The organism is Pseudomonas sp. R3-57 (assembly GCF_051132065.1).
In the GTDB taxonomy this organism is placed as follows: domain Bacteria; phylum Pseudomonadota; class Gammaproteobacteria; order Pseudomonadales; family Pseudomonadaceae; genus Aquipseudomonas.
Genome location: NZ_CP071655.1, coordinates 5254562 through 5274179 on the forward strand (window position 1 = coordinate 5254562; position 19618 = coordinate 5274179).

At 54.0% G+C, this 19618-nt stretch carries 16 protein-coding genes, 1 other RNA gene and 1 pseudogene; 9 read left to right on the top strand and 9 right to left on the bottom strand.

The window, feature by feature from the left end:
- The first annotated feature begins 78 nt into the window (after positions 1-78).
- The 7 genes from J3P93_RS23705 to J3P93_RS23735 all read left to right on the top strand — a co-directional run bounded on the left by J3P93_RS23705 (position 79) and on the right by J3P93_RS23735 (position 8167).
- Positions 79-903 (top strand): (Fe-S)-binding protein, encoded by an 825-nt coding sequence (locus J3P93_RS23705; protein ID WP_434592475.1) that lies wholly within the window; start codon positions 79-81, stop codon positions 901-903.
- The gene (locus tag J3P93_RS23710; RefSeq protein WP_434592477.1) at positions 900-2354 is read left to right on the top strand and encodes a LutB/LldF family L-lactate oxidation iron-sulfur protein; all 1455 of its coding nucleotides are present in this window, start codon (positions 900-902) and stop codon (positions 2352-2354) included. The genes J3P93_RS23705 and J3P93_RS23710 overlap by 4 nt, the downstream gene beginning before the upstream one ends.
- Positions 2354-3025 carry a LutC/YkgG family protein gene (locus tag J3P93_RS23715; protein ID WP_434592479.1) on the top strand — a complete coding sequence of 224 codons (672 nt, stop codon included), beginning with the start codon at positions 2354-2356 and terminating at the stop codon, positions 3023-3025. The genes J3P93_RS23710 and J3P93_RS23715 overlap by 1 nt, the downstream gene beginning before the upstream one ends.
- A complete protein-coding gene (locus tag J3P93_RS23720; RefSeq protein WP_434592481.1) occupies positions 3022-5832 on the top strand; it encodes an FAD-binding and (Fe-S)-binding domain-containing protein in 2811 nt (936 codons plus the stop codon). The genes J3P93_RS23715 and J3P93_RS23720 overlap by 4 nt, the downstream gene beginning before the upstream one ends.
- Positions 5833-5961: 129 nt before the next feature.
- Positions 5962-6240, top strand: coding sequence for a hypothetical protein (locus J3P93_RS23725; RefSeq protein ID WP_434598481.1), 279 nt, complete (start codon positions 5962-5964; stop codon positions 6238-6240).
- Between the two features lie 95 nt (positions 6241-6335).
- Positions 6336-6724, top strand: a transfer-messenger RNA (tmRNA) gene (gene ssrA / locus J3P93_RS23730).
- Positions 6725-6910: 186 nt separating this feature from the next.
- Complete coding sequence (locus tag J3P93_RS23735) at positions 6911-8167, top strand: integrase domain-containing protein (RefSeq protein WP_130888405.1); 1257 nt, start codon at positions 6911-6913, stop codon at positions 8165-8167.
- A 166-nt stretch (positions 8168-8333) separates the two neighbouring features.
- Here J3P93_RS23735 and J3P93_RS23740 read toward each other — a convergent pair whose 3' ends face one another.
- From J3P93_RS23740 to J3P93_RS23760, 5 genes are all read right to left on the bottom strand, one after another.
- Positions 8334-8603: a hypothetical protein gene (locus J3P93_RS23740; RefSeq protein WP_434592484.1), complete on the bottom strand. Its 270-nt coding sequence runs from the start codon at positions 8601-8603 to the stop codon at positions 8334-8336.
- The gene (locus J3P93_RS23745) at positions 8600-9580 is read right to left on the bottom strand and encodes an integrase domain-containing protein (RefSeq protein WP_434592487.1); all 981 of its coding nucleotides are present in this window, start codon (positions 9578-9580) and stop codon (positions 8600-8602) included. Before J3P93_RS23745 ends, J3P93_RS23740 begins: the two co-directional genes overlap by 4 nt.
- A complete protein-coding gene (locus tag J3P93_RS23750; RefSeq protein WP_434592490.1) occupies positions 9564-9917 on the bottom strand; it encodes a hypothetical protein in 354 nt (117 codons plus the stop codon). Before J3P93_RS23750 ends, J3P93_RS23745 begins: the two co-directional genes overlap by 17 nt.
- Positions 9904-11310 (bottom strand): YfjI family protein, encoded by a 1407-nt coding sequence (locus tag J3P93_RS23755; RefSeq protein WP_434592493.1) that lies wholly within the window; start codon positions 11308-11310, stop codon positions 9904-9906. The genes J3P93_RS23750 and J3P93_RS23755 overlap by 14 nt, the downstream gene beginning before the upstream one ends.
- A gap of 1068 nt (positions 11311-12378) precedes the next feature.
- Positions 12379-12915: a LasR-specific antiactivator QslA gene (locus J3P93_RS23760; protein WP_150689288.1), complete on the bottom strand. Its 537-nt coding sequence runs from the start codon at positions 12913-12915 to the stop codon at positions 12379-12381.
- 529 nt (positions 12916-13444) lie between these two features.
- Between J3P93_RS23760 and J3P93_RS23765 the strand changes: the two are divergent.
- Positions 13445-13778, top strand: a pseudogene (locus J3P93_RS23765) (hypothetical protein).
- A 191-nt stretch (positions 13779-13969) separates the two neighbouring features.
- Here J3P93_RS23765 and J3P93_RS23770 read toward each other — a convergent pair.
- Genes J3P93_RS23770 through dndB form a run of 4 tightly spaced genes read right to left on the bottom strand, consistent with a single transcriptional unit; the run spans position 13970 to position 18941 of the window.
- Entirely contained in the window at positions 13970-14329 is a 360-nt protein-coding gene (locus tag J3P93_RS23770; protein WP_434592496.1) for a DndE family protein, read from the bottom strand.
- On the bottom strand, positions 14313-16313 hold the full coding sequence (gene dndD, locus J3P93_RS23775; protein ID WP_434592499.1) for a DNA sulfur modification protein DndD: 2001 nt from the start codon (positions 16311-16313) through the stop codon (positions 14313-14315). The genes J3P93_RS23770 and dndD overlap by 17 nt, the downstream gene beginning before the upstream one ends.
- On the bottom strand, positions 16310-17842 hold the full coding sequence (gene dndC, locus J3P93_RS23780) for a DNA phosphorothioation system sulfurtransferase DndC (protein ID WP_434592502.1): 1533 nt from the start codon (positions 17840-17842) through the stop codon (positions 16310-16312). Before dndC ends, dndD begins: the two co-directional genes overlap by 4 nt.
- A 1-nt stretch (position 17843) precedes the next feature.
- A complete protein-coding gene (gene dndB, locus J3P93_RS23785) occupies positions 17844-18941 on the bottom strand; it encodes a DNA sulfur modification protein DndB (RefSeq protein WP_434592505.1) in 1098 nt (365 codons plus the stop codon).
- 8 nt (positions 18942-18949) lie between these two features.
- Between dndB and J3P93_RS23790 the strand changes: the two genes are divergently transcribed.
- Positions 18950-19612 carry a hypothetical protein gene (locus J3P93_RS23790; RefSeq protein ID WP_434592508.1) on the top strand — a complete coding sequence of 221 codons (663 nt, stop codon included), beginning with the start codon at positions 18950-18952 and terminating at the stop codon, positions 19610-19612.
- The last annotated feature ends 6 nt before the right edge of the window (positions 19613-19618 follow it).

Below are 19618 nucleotides of genomic sequence, written 5' to 3' on the forward strand. Positions count from 1 at the left end.
AAGGCTGCTGAAAGCAATGCGCTCTATATTCAGCAGCCGCCGCAGACGGATAACCGGGACCACCCGGAGACACGCCTGATGAGCGAGCTTTTTTACAACGCTGTGCCAAACGCGACCCGCGTGGCGCCACCACTGCCCGAACCTCGGCAATACCCCAGCGAGAAACCGTCGCGGGTTTACCTGTTCGGCACGTGTGTGGTCGATCTGTTCTACCCCGAAGCCGGGATGGACGCGATCCACCTGCTGGAGCGCGAAGGCATTCGGGTCGAGTACCCGCAAGGGCAGAGCTGCTGCGGGCAACCGGCCTACACCTCGGGTTACACCGAGCAGGCGCGGGCCGTAGCGCGCTCGCAACTGGCGCTGTTTGCCGGGGATTATCCGGTGGTGGTGCCGTCGGGTTCCTGCGCCGGCATGTTGCGCGAGCATTACGCCGACTTGTTCAAGGACGAGCCGGAGACGTTGAAACAGGTACAGGCCCTCGCAGCCCGCACCTATGAACTGGCCGAGTTTCTGCTGTTCGTCTGCAAGGTGCAGCTCAAGGACAGCGGCGAACCGGTGAAAGTCGCGCTGCACACCTCGTGTTCGGCGCGCCGCGAAATGAACACCCACCTGCACGGCCGCGAGCTGTTGGCGCAGTTGAGCAACGTGGAACGGGTCGACCACGACCACGAAAGCGAATGCTGTGGCTTCGGCGGAACATTCAGCGTCCGTATGCCAGACATTTCCGGGGCGATGGTGGCTGACAAGACCCGGGCCTTGAAGGAATCCGGCGCGCATCAGGTTCTCAGTGCCGACTGTGGCTGCCTGATGAACATCAACGGCGCACTGGAGAAACAACGGGAAGCGCTGCGCGGGCAACACCTGGCGAGCTTCCTCTGGCAACGAACCGGAGGTGCGCAATGAGCACCTCGACGATTATTCCTACGGTCGCCGTAGAAGAAGATTTCCGCACCCGGGCGCACAACGCCCTCGGTGATCAGCAGCTGCGGAACAACTTCCGTACTGCCATGGACTCACTGATGACCAAGCGCGCCGCCGCTTTCAGTGATGCCCATGAACGAGAACATTTGCGCGCGCTGGGCAATTCGATCAAGGCCCGCGCGCTGTCCAGATTGCCCGACCTGCTCGAGCAACTGGAACAGAACCTGACCCGCAACGGTGTGACAGTGCACTGGGCGGAAACGGTGGACGAAGCCAATGGCATCGTCCTCTCGATCATCCGCGCTCACGAGGCGCGGCAAGTGATCAAGGGCAAATCGATGGTCAGCGAAGAGATGGAGATGAACCATTTCCTCGAGGCTCGGGACATTGAATGTCTGGAGTCCGACATGGGGGAATACATCGTCCAGCTCGACCACGAGAAGCCTTCACACATCATTATGCCGGCGATCCACAAGAACGCCGGTCAGGTCGCGTCCTTGTTCCACGACAAACTTGGCGTGGAGTACACCAAGGACGTTGACCAACTCATTCAGATCGGTCGCAAAGTCCTGCGGCAGAAATTCTTCGAAGCTGACATCGGCGTCTCCGGCGTCAACTTCGCCGTGGCCGAAACCGGCGCCCTGCTGCTGGTGGAAAACGAAGGCAACGGCCGCATGACCACCAGCGTGCCACCGGTGCACATCGCTGTCACCGGCATCGAAAAAGTCGTGGAAAACCTGCGCGACGTGGTGCCGTTACTGTCCCTGCTGACCCGCTCGGCGCTGGGCATTCCGATCACCACTTACGTCAACATGATCTCCGGCCCGCGCAAGGAACATGAACTCGACGGCCCGCAGGAAGTGCATCTGGTGTTGCTCGACAACGGCCGCAGCCAGGCCTTTGCCGACAGTGAATTGCGCCAGACCCTCAATTGCATCCGCTGCGGCGCCTGCATGAATCATTGCCCCGTGTACACCCGCGTCGGCGGCCACACCTATGGCGAGGTCTACCCGGGGCCGATCGGCAAAATCATCACCCCGCACATGGTCGGCCTGGCGAAAGTCCCGGACCACCCGAGCGCGTCCTCGCTGTGCGGCGCCTGCGGTGAAGTGTGCCCGGTGAAAATTCCGATCCCGGCCATTTTGCGCCGCTTGCGCGAAGAAAACGTCAAAGCGCCGGACTCGCCGCACCAAGTGATGCGCGGTCAGGGCAGCAAGTATTCGCGCAAGGAACGCTTGATCTGGAACGCCTGGGCGAAACTCAACAGCTCGCCGACGCTGTATCGCCTGTTCGGTTTCTTCGCAACCCGGCTGCGCGCGCTCACGCCGAAAAATGTTGGCCCGTGGACGCAAAACCACAGCGCACCGAAACCCGCCGCTCGCTCACTGCACGACATGGCCCGCGAGCATCTGGCCAAACAGGGAGATCGTTGATGAGCGCCAAGCACAATATCCTCGGCAAACTCAGGAAAAGTCTGACCGGCACCACGCCAATCGCCGACAACTTCGATGTCGAACTGGTGACGCAGCCTTACACCTACAGCGCCGAACAACGCATTCCGCAACTGCGCAAATTGATGGAAGCGGTGCACACCGAAATCCATCTGACCTCGGCCGAAGCATGGCCGGCGCTGCTTGCGCAATTGCTGCGGGATCGCCAGTTGCCGAGTCTGCTGATCGCCCCAACGACACCACACGGGCAACGCATCACACAACACTGGGCGAACAATCCCGGGCTGCCAGCGCTGAAATCCTACGACCGGCCGGTTGAAGAATGGAAAGCCGAGCTGTTCAACGACACCCCGGCCAGCCTCACTGGCACCCTCGGTGCGATCGCCGCCACCGGCAGCCTGATTATCTGGCCCACGCGTGAAGAACCGCGTTTGATGAGCCTGGTGCCGCCGGTGCATTTCGCCCTGCTCAAGGCCAGCGAGATCCGCGACAACTTCTACCAGGTGCAAGCGGAATTCGAATGGGCGCAAGGCATGCCGACCAACGCCTTACTGGTGTCCGGCCCGTCGAAAACCGCTGACATCGAGCAAGTGCTGGCCTACGGCGCCCACGGCCCGAAAGATTTGATCGTGCTGATTCTGGAGGATCAATGAGTCTTCCTGCCGCTTTCCTGCGTGACGCCGAGCAACTGATCCCGGCCGAGCGCCGTTTTGACGATCCGCTATCAACGCTGGCCTTCGGCACCGACGCCAGTTTCTATCGGCTGATTCCGCAACTGGTGATCCGCGTCGAGTCTGAAGACGAAGTCGTGACGTTGTTGAAACTGGCCCAGCGCGACCATGTCCCGGTGACCTTCCGCGCCGCTGGCACCAGCCTGTCCGGACAGGCGATCAGCGATTCGGTGCTGATCGTGCTTGGGGATAACTGGAACGCCCGCGAGATCCGTGGCCAAGGCACGCAGATTCGTCTGCAACCGGGCGTTATCGGTGCGCAAGCCAACGCCTGGCTGGCGCCGTTCGGACGCAAGATCGGCCCGGACCCGGCGTCGATCAACGCCTGCAAAATCGGCGGCATCGTCGCCAACAACGCCAGCGGCATGTGCTGCGGAACCGCGCAAAATACCTATCACACCCTGGCCGGAATTCGTCTGGTGCTGGCTGACGGCACCCGCCTCGACACTGAAGACGCAGCCAGTGTCGCGGCGTTTCGCGCAAGCCATGGCGAGCTGCTCGAGCGCTTGGCGACATTGGGCCGCGAGACCCGCGCCAATGCCGAACTGGCCGCACGAATCCGCCACAAATACCGTCTGAAAAATACCACCGGCCTGTCGCTCAACGCCCTGGTGGATTTCGACGAGCCCGTGGATATCTTGAGCCACTTGCTGGTCGGCTCCGAAGGCACCCTCGGCTTCATCAGCGCGGTGACCTACGACACGGTGATTGACCACCCGAACAAAGCCTCGGCGCTGATTGTCTTCCCCGATGTGGAAACCTGCTGCAACGCCGTCACCGTGCTGAAACGCCAACCGGTGTCCGCCGTCGAATTGCTCGACCGACGCAGCCTGCGTTCGGTGCAAGACAAACCGGGCATGCCTGCTTTCGTACAGCAGCTGTCGAATAATGCCTGTGCCTTGCTCATCGAATCCCGCGCCGCATCTTCCACGTTGCTGCAGGAACAACTGGCGCAGATCATGGCGTCGCTCAGCGGTTTTCCGGTGGAGAAGCAGGTCGACTTCACTGAGGACCCTGCGGAAAACGCCCGCCTGTGGGCGATCCGCAAGGACACCTTCCCCGCCGTCGGCGCAGTGCGTAAAACCGGCACGACAGTGATCATCGAAGATGTGACCTTTCCGGTCGAGCAACTGGCAATCGGCGTCAATCGCCTGATCGAGCTGTTCGACAAACATGCCTACGCCGAAGCGATCCTTTTCGGACACGCGCTGGAAGGCAATCTGCACTTCGTCTTCACTCAAGGCTTCAACAACCCGGAAGAAGTCGCACGCTATCAGGCGTTCATGGACGACGTCGCGCAACTCGTGGCGGTGGAATTTGGCGGTTCATTGAAAGCCGAGCACGGCACCGGGCGCAACATGGCGCCGTTCGTCGAACTGGAATGGGGCAGCGACGCCTATCAGTTGATGTGGCAGCTCAAGCGCCTGCTCGACCCCAACGGCATTCTCAACCCCGACGTGGTCCTCAGCGAGGATCCGCAGATCCACCTCAAACACCTGAAACCGCTGCCGGCCGCCGATGAGATTGTGGATAAGTGCATCGAGTGCGGTTTCTGCGAACCGGTCTGCCCGTCGAAAGGCCTGACCCTGAGCCCGCGCCAGCGCATTGTCATCTGGCGCGACATTCAGGCGCGCAAACGTGCAGGCATCGACACCCGCGAGCTGGAAGAAGCCTACGAGTACCAAGGCATCGAAACCTGCGCGGCGACCGGTCTGTGCGCGCAACGCTGCCCGGTCGGCATCAATACTGGCGAGCTGGTGAAAAAGCTCCGCGGCCTACACGCAACCCATCAGAAAACCGCCGACTGGATCGAAGGAAATTTCGCCAAGACCCTGCAAGGCGCACGCTTCACCCTGCACGTCGCTAACGGCGCGCGAATGCTGCTCGGCGCACCGCGTCTGGCGAAACTGTCGGCAAGTCTGACCCGACTGTCCAAAGGCCAGGTGCCGCTGTGGACCAACGCAATGCCGCAGCCGGAAAAAGCCATTCGCTTCAGCCCGAACGTCGCAGACGAGCGTCCGCGCGTGGTGTATCTGGCCGCGTGCGTATCACGGGTCATGGGCCCGGCGGCGGGCGACAAAGAGCAAATGTCGCTCTACGACAAAACCCGCGGCCTGCTGGAAAAGGCCGGTTACCAGGTGGTGTTCCCGGACAATCTCGACAATCTCTGCTGCGGTCAGCCGTTCGCCTCCAAGGGCTACGCCGAACAGGCCGAACACAAGCGCCAGGAACTGATCAGCGCACTGTTGCACGCCAGCCGCGGCGGGCTCGACCCGATCTATTGCGACACCAGCCCGTGTACGTTGCGGCTGGTGCAGGACGTCGGCGAATCGCGTCTGGATCTGTACGATCCGGTGCGTTTCATCCGTACTCATCTGGCAGATCGCCTGGATTTCACCCCGCAAGACGCACCGATTGCCGTGCACGTGACCTGCAGCACCCAGCATCTGGGTGAAAGCCAGGCGCTGATCGAGCTGGCGCGCAAGTGCAGCAAAAACGTAGTGATCCCAGAAGGCATTCATTGCTGTGGGTTTGCCGGCGACAAAGGTTTCACCACACCGGAGCTGAACAGCCACTCGCTGCGCACACTCAAGGATGCGGTGCAGCAGTGCAGCGAAGGCATCTCGACCAGCCGCACGTGCGAAATCGGCCTGACGCAACACGGGGGAATCGACTACCACGGGCTGGTCTATCTGGTGGACCGGGTAACCCGTGCAAAAGCCGTCTGAAGAAAAATAGAACCCTTGAGCGAGACGGCAGTCCACAGAACAAGCCCCGAACAATCGGGGCTTTTCCTCCATTCGGTGGCCCATCCCATGGTCAGCGAAGCCTGGATCCCTCAGTTCAAGGAGATACACATGAAGCGTTCTGTACTGTTAGGTCTGTTCGTTACTGCCTCGATGATGGCCTCCACTTCGTTCGCCGCTGACAAGCCAGCCGATCTGTGTGATGCCAATATTCAGACGATCAACAACTCCAAGGCGCAGCTGGCGGCTAAACCAGAGCTGGTGCAGCGCGCTGAAACCAGCGTGGCCAGAGCCCAGTCGCTTAAAGCCGAAGGCAAAATCGACGACTGCGTTGCGGAAACCTCGCAACTCATCGTGGAAATGCGCAAAGCCACCGGCACCAACAATTGATCAACGCCGGGCCAACCTGCGGGTTGGCCTCGCGGGCTGATTGACGTACACTGTGCAGGCTTGTTGCTCAAACAGATTCACTGAGCAATGAGTTCGGGGCCGTTTAGGATTCGACGCCGGTTGCGAAACTCTAGGTGCATGCCGACTTGGTAACAGAAGTCGTAAATCCACTGTTGCAACTACTTATAGTTGCCAATGACGACCAATACGGTGTTGCTCTCGCTGCTTAATTGCAGCTGACAATGCTACTGGTACCTTCGGGTCCAGCAATCATCAGGGGATGTCTGTAAACCCGAAATGATTGTCATATAGAACAGAATCGCCGTGCAGTACGTTGTGGACGAAGCGGCTAAAACTTACACAACTCGCCCAAAGCACCCTGCCCGTCGGGTCGCTGAGGGTTAACTTAATAGACACGGCTACGCATGTAGTACCGACAGCGGAGTACTGGCGGACGGGGGTTCAAATCCCCCCGGCTCCACCACTTCATCATCTAAAGACGTCCACGGACGTCTTTTTTTGTGCCTGAAATCCAGTAAATACGGGGGTTTCAGCTCTTTTGGGGGCTTTGGAGGATTTCTGAGTTCCATGCGCTTTGGTATCCCAGGTGGTATCCAGAGTTACCAAATGCTATTTTCAGGATACCAAAACGGTGCTGGAGGTAGCCCCCATGCCTACTAACGCAACCCGCCTCTCTGATCGCCAGCTCAAGGCAGTCAAGGCAACTGGTAAAGACTTCGTCCTCAGCGATGGCGACGGCCTGCAGCTTCGAGTACGCGCCAGCGGCTCGATGATGTGGAATTTCAATTACCGCGAGCCGTTGACCAGAGCCCGTCTTAATATGGCGCTCGGTCCATACCCCGACCTCTCGCTAGCCAACGCCCGGAAGAAAGCAGCAGAGGCGCGTGAGCTGCTCGCTTTGGGCATTGATCCCAAAACCCAGCGTGATGAGGTAAGGCAAGCCAAACTTGCTGAGACTGAACACACGTTCGAGAAGGTGGCCACCGCCTGGTTCGAACTGAAGAAAGACTCCGTAACCAAAGCCTACGCCGAAGACATTTGGAGGTCGCTGACGCTCCATGTGTTCCCAAGCATGAAAACAACGCCGCTCTCTCAAATCACTGCTCCGATGGTTATCAAAATCCTTCGCCCAATCGAGGCCAAAGGGAGTCTCGAAACCGTGAAACGATTGAGTCAACGACTCAACGAGATCATGACCTACGGGGTCAACTCCGGGCTGATATTTGCGAACCCCCTCAATGGAATTCGGGCGGTGTTCAAGAAACCCAAGAAAGAGAACATGGCTGCGCTGCCACCTGAGGAGCTTCCCGAGCTCATGATGGAAATCGCGAATGCCAGCATCAAGCGTACGACCCGCTGCCTGATCGAATGGCAGTTGCACACGATGACCCGCCCCGCCGAAGCAGCCACCACACGATGGGCAGATATCGACTTCGACAAGCGCATTTGGACCATTCCGCCAGAGCGCATGAAAAAGCGGCGCCCGCACACAATCCCCCTCACCGATCAGGCACTTTCGTTACTGGAAACACTCAAGCAACTCAGTGGTAACAGAGAGTACGTGTTCCCCTCAGATAGAAACCCCCGCACCCATGCCAATAGCCAGACCGCCAACATGGCGTTGAAGCGCATGGGCTTTCAGGACCGTCTAGTCAGCCACGGCTTGCGCTCGATGGCGAGCACCATCCTGAATGAGCATGGCTGGGATCCGGAACTGATCGAGGTCGCGCTGGCGCATGTCGACAAGGACGAAGTTCGTAGCGCCTACAACAGGACTGACTACATCGAACGCCGGCGTCCGATGATGGCTTGGTGGAGTGAACATATCCAGAACGCGGCCACCGGCAGCCTGTCGGCATCAGCTATCAATCAAACCAGAGATCGCAACGTCGTACCGATTCGCTGAACATCCAAAAGGTACGCGGCACCGGCTACGATTCGTGTCGTGTAGTAGGGTGAAAGGAGTGACGACAGTTGCCAGATCTCTGGTATGCCTGCGCTTTTTCAGCCAAGCCCCTGAGTATGGGAAGGCTCCGCATTCCCATACTCAGGGGCTCACGCTTAAAGGTCTATCAGGCAACCACGGTTTTTGCCTTTCTACGGCGGATCAACCCTGCTGTTAACTCGTAGTAATAGATGGTAGCTGGAGCTGAGCATCGCAAAGAGTGCTCCAGAAACCATCTCACGTGCTTCTCTCTCCAGGACCAGGGAGTCGCGCAACCCCAGCGTTCACGAATCACCTCGTGCATCCTTTCTGCTTGCCTGATGTGCCGCTGCTGCGTGGCATGTGCACCTTTGAGCACGGGGCGCAGGAACAACGCTATGTCGAACTCGGCCGTCATCGCCGGCCTCCGATGTAGGCACTCACCACATCGATGCGGTTATGTCCCAACTCGTGGCTGATCTGCTTACGGGCTCGCTGATCGAGTGCTCGATCCTCTAGACGAACACGACCACCATTAACGGGTGCAGGAAAGCCGATTAGTTGCTCATAGCGCTCACAGGCGTAAGCCGCCCGCAGCTCATGAAAGCCTTTCAATCCATACTCATGCAGGATGTCCCGTGCCGGTCGCACAACTGCCCGCATAAAGTCTTTGTAGCTTTCGTCGGGCGCCAACAAATTCCGGCTGCCATTGGGTGAGGTCGCGCGGGCCCAATCCAGGGCATCGCGAACTTGATCCGTTACCGTAATCCAGCGCGGTGCTGAGGCCCCTGATCGACCACCTTTGGTGCCATCTTGGATGTTGATCTTGCCCAGCTGCCGAACCTCACGTTGCAGTCGGGGCAGATCGGCCAGGATCGCTTCGCGCAGGCGCATACCAGTCTCACGGGCGAGGAGCACAATGGCACTCACCCTCGATTGCTGACGATCTAACAGCGCCCGCGCGATCAACTCGACCTGCGCACGGTCTTGGCCTTGCGGAGCCTCACTACGCACGCTTGAGCGCTGCAAGCCAAGCGCCTTACTCGGGCTCGGGATTTTGACGTACTGATCACCGCGCAGCGCGGCCATCGTTCGGTTCACACTGGACAGGCGGTTCTGCGCGGTGGCAATGCCGATGTTGCCCTGATCAACCTGCTCCCTCACATAAGTGGCGTACCGCATGAGGATGTCACGGTCGATCTGTCGCGCGTCATTCAGCCTCGGCCCTTCCTCGGATCGACACCAGTTCACGAAGGCCTGCCACCGATCACTATGGGCTTTGACGGTAGCAAAATGGCCGTCGCCAAACAGATCTTTCAGGGCTTGCGGTCCGGCATAGCTGAGCTGGCGACCGAAGCCGAAATTGCGCCCCGCTCGCTTACCGACGCGAGCCATTTTTCTGTTCCTGATCGACTGCAGCAAGCTCATGTAGAAGGGCTTGCCAGTGTGCACTCACAATAGCGAACTGGGCCCAATCAGTTGGACGGAAACAAAGCGTGTTGCTGGCGACGTAGAGTTGCGCGCCCTGCTCTTCCAACCATTGGATGATGGCTGTCGTCGAGGCAATAGTTTTGTGGGGAGTGGCGACACCGGCGACAGCGGCGACAACCCTTGTCCTGCCTGGCTTTGAACGTGGCGACAAAGTGGCGACAGTAGCGGCGACAAACCGCGCTTTCGGCTCCTTTTGGCGCTGAGCCAGATGGTTGCGTAGCGCTTCATCAATATTGAACATGGCGCACCTCGAAGGTGTGGCCGTCAGTGATGAGCCACTGATGATCAATCAATTCGACCAACAGCTTGGCGGTATGACGACTGCTCTTACGAGCAAAGCGGGGACCGTTGCGATTCAATTCACGAATACTGAAACGCTTCCAATCTTTGACCTGTAGCCATCGCAGCAACCGGTCCGCCTCTTCCTTTACCCGACACACTGGCTCCTGCTCAGTCAGGCGCTGGATCTCGGTGAGGTAGTAGCCGACTAAAGCGGAGGCCCGCTGGATATGGTCGACCTCCACGACGCTGCTCTCCTCCACAACTGCAAGAATGCCGGCGACGCGCAGCAGGTTATCGGCGGCCTTTGATCCGCTGGGCCGTACGCTGGCCAGCTCGCCAAACTCCCCCAGCTGAGCTTCGATAGCATCATGCAAATCAATCCAGCGACGGCGGGCTAACGGACTCAGTGTCAGCGGTGATAGCCGCAAGGCACCGTCAGCGGAAAGTGACCAAGGCTGATGAAACAGGGCCGAAAGACGGTGGTGATATCGCTTTAGGGCGGGGTCTTTGGACAAGTCGACAGACTGGTAACTGCGTTGTCCGGCCAGGCTGGTGGGCCAGGTGATGAGGCAGCGACCGAGAATGCCTTGCCCCTGCAGCAATGGGTCACTGAGTAACTGCATGGCTAGATACGGTTGCAGCATCAGGTGCAGGCTTAAGCGTCGATCGTAAGCTCGCAAGCTTTCACCCGCCATAGACCGCGCGCGATCTATCGGACTGCCGTCCCAGAGTGACGATAAGGTCGTAACCGCTTTCAAACGATTATCTCGACTCATGGTGCTGCTGCCGAGGAATTGTCCCCCTTCATCGCAGAACAACCCCATGCTCGGCAGGTCATGGCAGAGCCCTTTGATCAGCGCTTCAATAGTTGGGTCCGTGGTAATCAGCCTCGGTGCAGAGGGCTCCGCTTCGAGCGGTACACCGTTCGCGGAGTCGGGATCGGCAGGGTTGATACGCTGCATCTGGCGCTGTGCGGCGCGGTACCGGGCAAGCTGTTCGCGGTAGCGCTGCCACTGCTCACGCTCCCATTGGCGTGCTGGCAGCAATGCAGATCGGTCTGCCGCCGTTTTACGATCCCCCGAAGCTGCCACCGTGATCAGGTACAGCGAGAGGGGATAATTTCTCCCGTCGAGCTGTAAGCCAGCATGACCTTGGGTAGCCAGCGCCGAGGCAGCCAACACCGATTGTGCAGCCAATGCCTGGGGCACGCCGATGACCTCGGCCATGCGCTCCACCGCAGGCCCAAGAACCCCACCCAGTGACTGCACCGGATAAGGCTGGGCTACGGGATTCGACTCAATCAACGGTCGAGGTGGTTGTGGTAGTTCAAGCTTCGGATCTAACTGCTGCATGGCCCTCTCCTCGTTCATTGCTGGTTGTCCTCACGTAGTCCCGCCACGGTTGTTGAGTGTTATCAGGGATCAAGGCCCCTGCGGCCTGTGAGGTGCTCACTGACGCGGAACGAACGGCTCCTTACAACCGGGAGCGAGGGCATAACCCCATGAATCTGGCCTCCTTAGTCGCATCCGAAGATGCGGGCGGGTAGAGGCTGTGCCGACTGACGAGTTCGGCACCTGGAGATCCGGAGTAGGAGAAGGCAACGACATGGACACCTGGGGCATGCCTGACTGTCAGTCAGATGCAGCCTTTCCATTGGCTGCGGCACCGGTGCCTGTGTCGTTGCGAATGGCGACGAATCGGATTTGTCAGGTCGATTGTCACGAGGAGAGTTGCGGCAATGCCCTGTACGACGTGGCTTGCAGCAGTGGTACGAGCGCCCGTCTCTTTCCAGAAGAAAGAGACGGGCGCGGATTGGCGCAGCGAAGTGTGCCGAGAGGTGAGGTTGCTGCAGTGCAGCGAGAAAGGTCCATCGTCTGCCGCAGTGGGCAGATCAGTCGAGTAGGCATCCATCACTCTTGGGGAGTGACCGTGCGAGCCGCCGGACGCTAATCGCACTTCGGAAGAACCACCACACAAGTGGCGTAGCCTTAAAGGTTCTGGCTACCTGGGCTGGTGCTGTCAACGACAGCGATCCGTACGCCAATTTTTATACCCCCTCGAAAAAGCGGTCAAGCGTCACTGCCGAAGCGCTCAGAAAGTGGCGACAGTCGCCAGTTTTGTCGCCATGCTCCAGGCCACTTTCTACGTGGATTGTCGCCGGCGTCGCCGCTGTCGCCACACCTACATCCATGCCCAACGAGAAGATCCGCACATACACTGAAATGGCGCAGCGCTCGATAGAAATCGCGGGGAATTACTGACGGGTGAAAGCAAGCGCGGCGCTAACCAAATTTGAACATGGGAAAGTAGAACGAGGTGGCTTCGAGAAAAAGCGAGTGAACCCTCCGATCAGCGCGATCAAAGATCGCTTGATCGGAGGGTTTGGCGGGAAAAGCAAATCTCAAACGTCAATTATATACTCAGGCATCAAAGCTGGTTGATTGGGAGCTGACGGCTTCACGTCGCATGATCAGCGTCTGCTGCAACCGCAGCAAAAAACCTGCTTCAAATGCTTCTTGGGGATCACCTGGGCGATGATGCTTTCGGTTTTGCACCAGTGCCCACCACAGCGGCAATGATGAACCATCGAGCCAGGTCTCAGCACACCGAACGCCGTCCTCAATCATCGGGCGGAATTCATTGCCCCATGGTGTTCGGAGACCGGGACAGCCTTCAGCGGAAGGGACAGAGACGTACTCACCAACCTGCTGATGAACGCGCTGAGCAGGGATACCTGACAGATATCGAAACGCCTTGTCAAATAGCACTGCAGCATCATCCAGCAGCTCTACCGCCAACTCAACGTCTTGCGGAAAATGAAGCAGAATACTCTGAGCTCCGTTAAGCCGAAGAGTGGCAGCCTGCCTTAGTTTAATCGCGGCATCTTCAGGGGTAAGCGATGAAGTATCGATGCTGTTGGGCTTGGGGAGGCCTATGAGAAGCGAGAGATCAAACATCGCGGAATCCTCCGAGATAGTTTGCAGTGCAAAACAGACGGCCACGGTGGCGCCCGGGCTTAAAAGGGGGACATGCCATTTTCCTTATCTCCTTGGTTTGATTAAGGAATGCCATCCACCGTTGCGACACGAATGGGTGGCACACCGTACAGGGGTCGCAAACCGGAAACCAAGGAACCCGGCCAGGCCGAAGCCTGCCCTGCACGGTGCACCATAGAAAAGCAGCAGCTAGCACTTGAAGTGCTGACTGTGCGATATGGCACATACCGCGCCTTGGTTTCGATTCAGGTTGCGACACCCGGTCGCGGGATTGACCGCGACGGAGCAAAGCGTAAATGCGAACCCGCGACAACACAAGCATGAGTGTCAATAAGCGCCGCATTCGAACGAGAGCTCCGAGTGAAATTTACGTTCGTCGAATTTTAGTGGCTATAGCAGGTCAGATACCACACAACGCCTTCTTACTTCCGAAGCCATCCACAGTGATAGAATCGGTAAAGCTATACACGGCACCCTATCGAGAGATGCAATGACTACCGATCTGACCGAAGAAGAAATGCGTCGGGCTCTATTCGGTGAGCCTGAGCCCCCAGCATCAGTAATCGACAAAACCGTGCAAGACACTGCACCGGAAATCGTGATCGCGGAGCCGACAAAGGTAGCGAAGAAAAAGAAACTATCAAAAACCTTTACTCCCAGATTGAGAGTTACACTGAGGGTGGGGAACGAATTCGAAGGAAAAATGCACGAGTTTGTACATGAATGCCGATACGCTGAGCTACCTATTTGCAGAACAAGAAGCTACAAAGCTGGCCAGAAAAAAATCCAGGTTCGTGGAAGTCATATCGGTCAAATCAATGTAATCTGAATCAGTGACTTGGGGTTAAATTCACTTCGCTCGGATCACTCGAACAAGAATTTCGTGTCGAAAACTCCAAACTCACCGACCAGTTGAAAGCAAAAAGTGCGCCCACCGGTGAGATTGGAATAAAGAAGCCGACCACCTGAGATTAAATAAATTCCCTACAAGTGGCCAGCCACTATCAAATCAAGACTACTTACAAGCAATCAAAGCCAATTCCTTTATAGACTTCACATGCCCCATTTTGTGAAGACCAACCTCTACAAGAGATCCTATAATCTTGCCAATGTCGGATTCCAATCCGTTATCACTAATGTATTGAGAGACCAAACAAAAATAAACATCTGCATTCTCTCCAAATAGCGTAGACGAATTAAACTCCTGACCACTTAACTCAAGTTTTGAGGAATCATCCACATTAACAGAGTCCCGAAGAGCCAAACTTATCGCGAACCGACAAAGAATATTCGGCGTGACCCCAGTCTTGCTTTTCAAATATTTTAATTTATCGGTCGCCCCGACAGACACTTTAAGTCTATTTGGAAAATTCATTATCGCCTCCCACACGCTCAAAATACCCATCTTGAACTTTAGTTGAACCCGAAGCGTGGTCAAAATGAAGATAATATGTATGCGAAATACTGGTATCCAGATCCTCATAAAAAGAGGAATCAATTTCAGTATCCGTGGACAGAATTATAACCTGGTGACTGGCCTCAGGAAAATAATGGTCAACGAGGTTTTTTCTATGAAAGGAATCAAGGCGCCCTAAAGGCGTATCAATTATAACGGGCAGATTTCTACCCGATGTTCTAGCCAATCCTTCAAGTAAGGCAATTGCATAAATTTGCTTCTCACCTGCAGACAATTCATTCTTGTTAATTTCAACACCAGATGCATCACGAAGCATCACGCTATAAGTTTTCTCATCAATAGCTATAGATAAGATATTCTGGCTTTTCCTAGACAACTTATGCAAAGCCTTCTCAAACTGGCTTTCCAGCTCACGAATTTTTCGTTCAGAAGTACGCTTAATAAACTCTTTCAAGATCAGCCTGGAATTTTCCGCCAGTTCAAACAAACGATTTTTATTAGAAGATTCTGTAATCTCATTATATAAGCGATCAAGTTTTCTACTTGCCTCCAAAATACCACTTACCAATTGGCGAAGCTCACCAGCCAACCGAGAACGATAAGCTTTAGACTCCCCAAGGTCAATTAAAAGGGACTGGAGCCTTGCAGTAAGAGGCTTTATAACTTCATCGTCGGGAGCTCGGCTCAAATTAACCCCTAACGAATCAATTTTTTCTTCAATCTCATCTAACTGGGAAATTAGCGTCTCAGCCTTCTTTAACTGATGTTTTCCTGAACTCTCCAACCGCTGACTTATGCTTGCAACCTGAGTGTCCGACAAATCATGGATTAGCGAACCTTTCTCCTTTAAATTAAAATCAGAAAACAAAGAATCGAAAATCTCTACCAGATCCTCCTGATTAGAAAACGATTCTACTTTACTCACAAAGTCGTCACGCTTGGCAGCTATCATGCCTCCGAGCTTCATATCCAACTTCAGCTTACTTTCAGAATCAAGCGTGTGAAGAAGGCTCCTCCCTAGATCCTTTGTAATCGCCAGGGGCAAACTGGATGAAACTACTTCCCTAAGCGCTGCTTCTAAATATTCCTTCTTCAAGCGAAGCTCACCAAGAGCTTCTGTTTCATCCTTTTTTGTTATGCTCCACGCACCACCTCGAGCATCTATTTCTTTCTGAAGCGCTTCTATATTTTTACTTAACTGCTTAAACGAAATATCAACCGCTTGAAAATCAAGCTGACGTTCGGCCAAAAGAGCCTTCGACGCAACCAGTTCTAGTTCCAGAGCTTCGATAGTTAAAAGCTTCTCCTTAGACGCATCTTTTGCTGACCTCGTCCTGACGAGTACAGAAAGATCGGAGTCCAGCCGAGCAATAACATCTAACCCCAGTAATTTCTCAATAGAAGCTTTGAGTAAACCACCAGTGGTCTCCTCCGCAAGCTCTTTTATTTTTTCGCCATCAAAAAAGAACAGCTCAGACACACCAATAGGGATAAGCTCATTTAAAAATGCCTGAGACTGCTCATACGACAATTCCGACTTTACGTCGCCATCGCATACAATCCTCAAGCTCTCTTTTACTTTCCCCGATTCTAGCAGCGCCCAATCGCGTTTGACTTCATATATATTAAACTGTCCATGATGAGCATGCCGGAATTTTATCTGAACTGACGAGTAATGTGGCTGAAGCAGACAATCAAGCGCCTTGTGGATCGAGGCTGAAAGATACTGATGATAATCCGTGAGTGAAACGCTACCAAGTACACCACGCCCATATATAGCCAGTTTCAGAGCAGTGAGGATAGTTGTTTTTCCGGCGCCATTCAGCCCACCAAACAAAATTATTGGGCGCTCTCTCCCTGAAACTTTCCGTGGAGTTAGATCGAAAGTGTGCTGACCACGAAAGACTCTAAAGTCTTGAAGAATTAGCTCATCAATAATCATTGCGTAAGTCTTTCAATCAAATTTTTCATAGCATTTGCTTCATCAGTATAATATGTAGAGCTACGCGGCTCAGACTTTCTTTTACTTACGACTTCCAAATCTTCCCAATCTTGATCAAGGACAGATTCAATCTTATTCAGAATACCTGATCGCTTCGACAACCCCATATATGATAGCTCTGTGTCTATCAGGCGCATAATCATCGAGGATGAAATTCCCCGAGGAGAAGAAAGCTCTTCTAAAAGCATCTCATCTGGAGCAGTGAATGCTCCAGCATCATTCTTTATCCAATTAATTTCTTCATTTGGATATACATCCGAAAAAATCTTAGGAACGGAGTCCTTCCAATCTGGCTCATTAGGGTCACATAACCACTGCTGCCTTATATACTGAAGCTCACTGCGAGTAATAAGCTCAATCTCATGACCACTATCATTTAAACTTTTCTCAATCTCGAGAAGCCGCTGCAACCACTCACGCCTGTAGGCCATAAGATAAGGCCCAGGTACATGCTTCGCGGTCTTCTCGTCGTCATTTTCTATATCTTCAGATCTTGCAAAGGTCACTTTCCCTGTCCGCCTCCGGTGATTTCTATATTTAGCTTTATTCTCAGGGAGAGAACTAAAATGAAGCAAATTCCTAAAATCCAACAAAGGCTGCATCCAAGTATCGCCAGACTGAATTAGCCCCTCGATTGCCTTGTCGTGCGTAACAACCGTACAAGTCCAGCATCCAAATCTAGAATTGCCACAGGACGGAGTGCTAGTATCAATTACGAGTGGACACTCACCTGCATTGGAGCCTTTGTATAGCTCAAATAGCACCCGATTACTTCCGCCCCAAGGGCGCGGCGCACTCATCAGATACTCCCAAACCTCATCCGAGGACCACGCCTCAATTGGCATATAGGTATAGGCATTGGGGAGCGACGAGTGCCTACTTAATGCTGAACCATCTATTTTATGCTTTGCTATCACTTGTGCCCGGGATGAACTTTCCTGGCTTCGAGAACCCAAAACAACTACAACCTCCCCAAATGAGGCCACTTTATCTAGAATAAACTCACTTACAGGATTGATCTTCATACGTTCAGTACACCATCTAAAACTTCTAGTTGGCGCAGGATAACCTCTACCTAAGAGGTTAACCCAGAAAGTATTATCCTTTTTTGGCATTACGGCGTGCGCACTGATAGGCATGCAATTAGCCAAAGAACTATCATTGACTGCCGCCAACGACGCCTTAATCATATCTACAACAACAGGAGTTTCAACCAACGTGTCAGACGACACGACATATACATGCTTGGTCCGCTGCTCTACGGGCAACAAAAAAATTGCAATATATGTCAAGGATAAAATAACGGTTGAGTCCTTACCGCCACTAAAACCTACTACCCAAGGCCGGGAGTCCGCCAAATATATATTTTGAATCTCTCGCACCAAGTCGGCTACCGGCCGATTAGCTGCATGCATCGAAGAAACAAGCTCTTCGTGAGAGTCGTATATATAGACCTCTTCAGCTCCCATATTAAACACCACCCTCTAATGTAAGTTCCGCGTTCGACAGTGGTATGCCCAACACAGTTTTAATATAATTGGCAGTAAGCGCTACATTCACGTGGCTTTTGCTAATTCGGCCATGACTTAATGCCCTACCTTCCCAATCTGAATTTGATCTGGACCAGTCGACCACTCTAAGTTTCGAGAGCACTGCAACCCATTCCAACTTCGGACGGACAATTAGCTCTGCACCAATTATCCCTAAAGCCTGAAGAGTTACGGCGTGCGCGTGAACATATTGCTCCCGCAACTCAGCAGTTGAAACTTCTTTCTTCTTCGCCAAAAGCCAATCAGGCATCTGCGCCGCAACAGTTGTCCAATACAAAACGCCAAGTTCTTTCGCATCATTGGACACCACCTGTCCTTTACTGATGCGCAAAAGCGTTTTAGACGCATTTTTTATCGCACTGAGAGTAAATAGCTTGGTGCTCCTGTTGGAGATACTAGACTTCTCCATCTCTGTCATTCTTTCGAATATATCGACGTTCTTCACCATATATCTTGCGAGATCAGATATCGAATCACGGTGATCATAAAGAGTGCTTATCGAATCACTTGGACGAACGGCGTGTTTATTCAAATCAGCAAACATTTGCTGACTACGAGTGAGCCCCTCATCAATAAAAAAAAGTACCGGTATATTATCGTAACCGATCTCGGGATTAGTCTTGATTGCCTCTTCGATAGCGGCTCGGCGATGCTGACCATCATTGATCAAAATTTGAGCCCCCATATGTATTGACAGAGTGCCGATATTCTGACCTATGCCGGTATCCGCAGAGGGCTCAAAAGCAACAACACCGTCGATTGAGGCGGTGATTGCAGACAGCGTATAATCGCGTGCATTATCGACTAGGTATGCTGCGATTTCCGGGATTCTGGAGTGGTTAAGCTTCCTCTGAGCACGTAGGTCTGCGGGAACCTCTTCCTCATTGAAGATAAACATCTTAGGAATCAAGCGCATGGGGCACATCGCGATATAGCAAGGACGCCCTGATTGGATTCCCCTCACAGCTGGGAAAGTACTGGTGAAACCATCAGCAATCGACATTTTTTTGGAAGTCATTTTTTGGCATGGAAGTTTTCAGTGCTAAATTTAACTTCCACACCCTTTTTGGTCAACCCATGAGCATGCGTTGGTACTCGATTTCAGATGAAATCGACATTCCTCATTCGCCTGGTATCTATAGCTTCTCAGTGATCCTAGGTAGCAGGCAGAAAGCAGGCTTACTCGGCAAACACCCTTTTGATCAAAAAACACTCATCACAGCCAAAACGAGCTTGCTACGTCGCCTAGGCCGTTTGGAAGGCATTTTCGCATCTCGATCCCTTGATGGCACCCTTCGAGAGTCGGGTAAAGGTAGTGGTGTAAGCGAAGGCTATGTAGTAACTGCCCGCCAGGTAACGTTAAGTAGCTCGATTCGTCTTTTAGAATCCTGCGATCCTCAAGACGTCCCAATATTACTTGATTCGTTAGAATCATTGAGTACTGTTCCTGCGCCAATCTATTTAGGCATGACTAAGGAACAAACTTTAAATCAGCGATACTTCCAGCATAAATCAAATTTTCATAGTAGTAGCGCACGCGACAGCTTTGGCTATCGGATTAGAGGCTTAGGGCTACGCTGGGATGACTTAATATACGGTTGTCACCCTATAGCTGATGCAAAGCCTCCAGTAAGAGCGCTCGAGACGCTACTGCACGCTTTGATAAAACCCCCATACTCTAATGGATAAAGATCA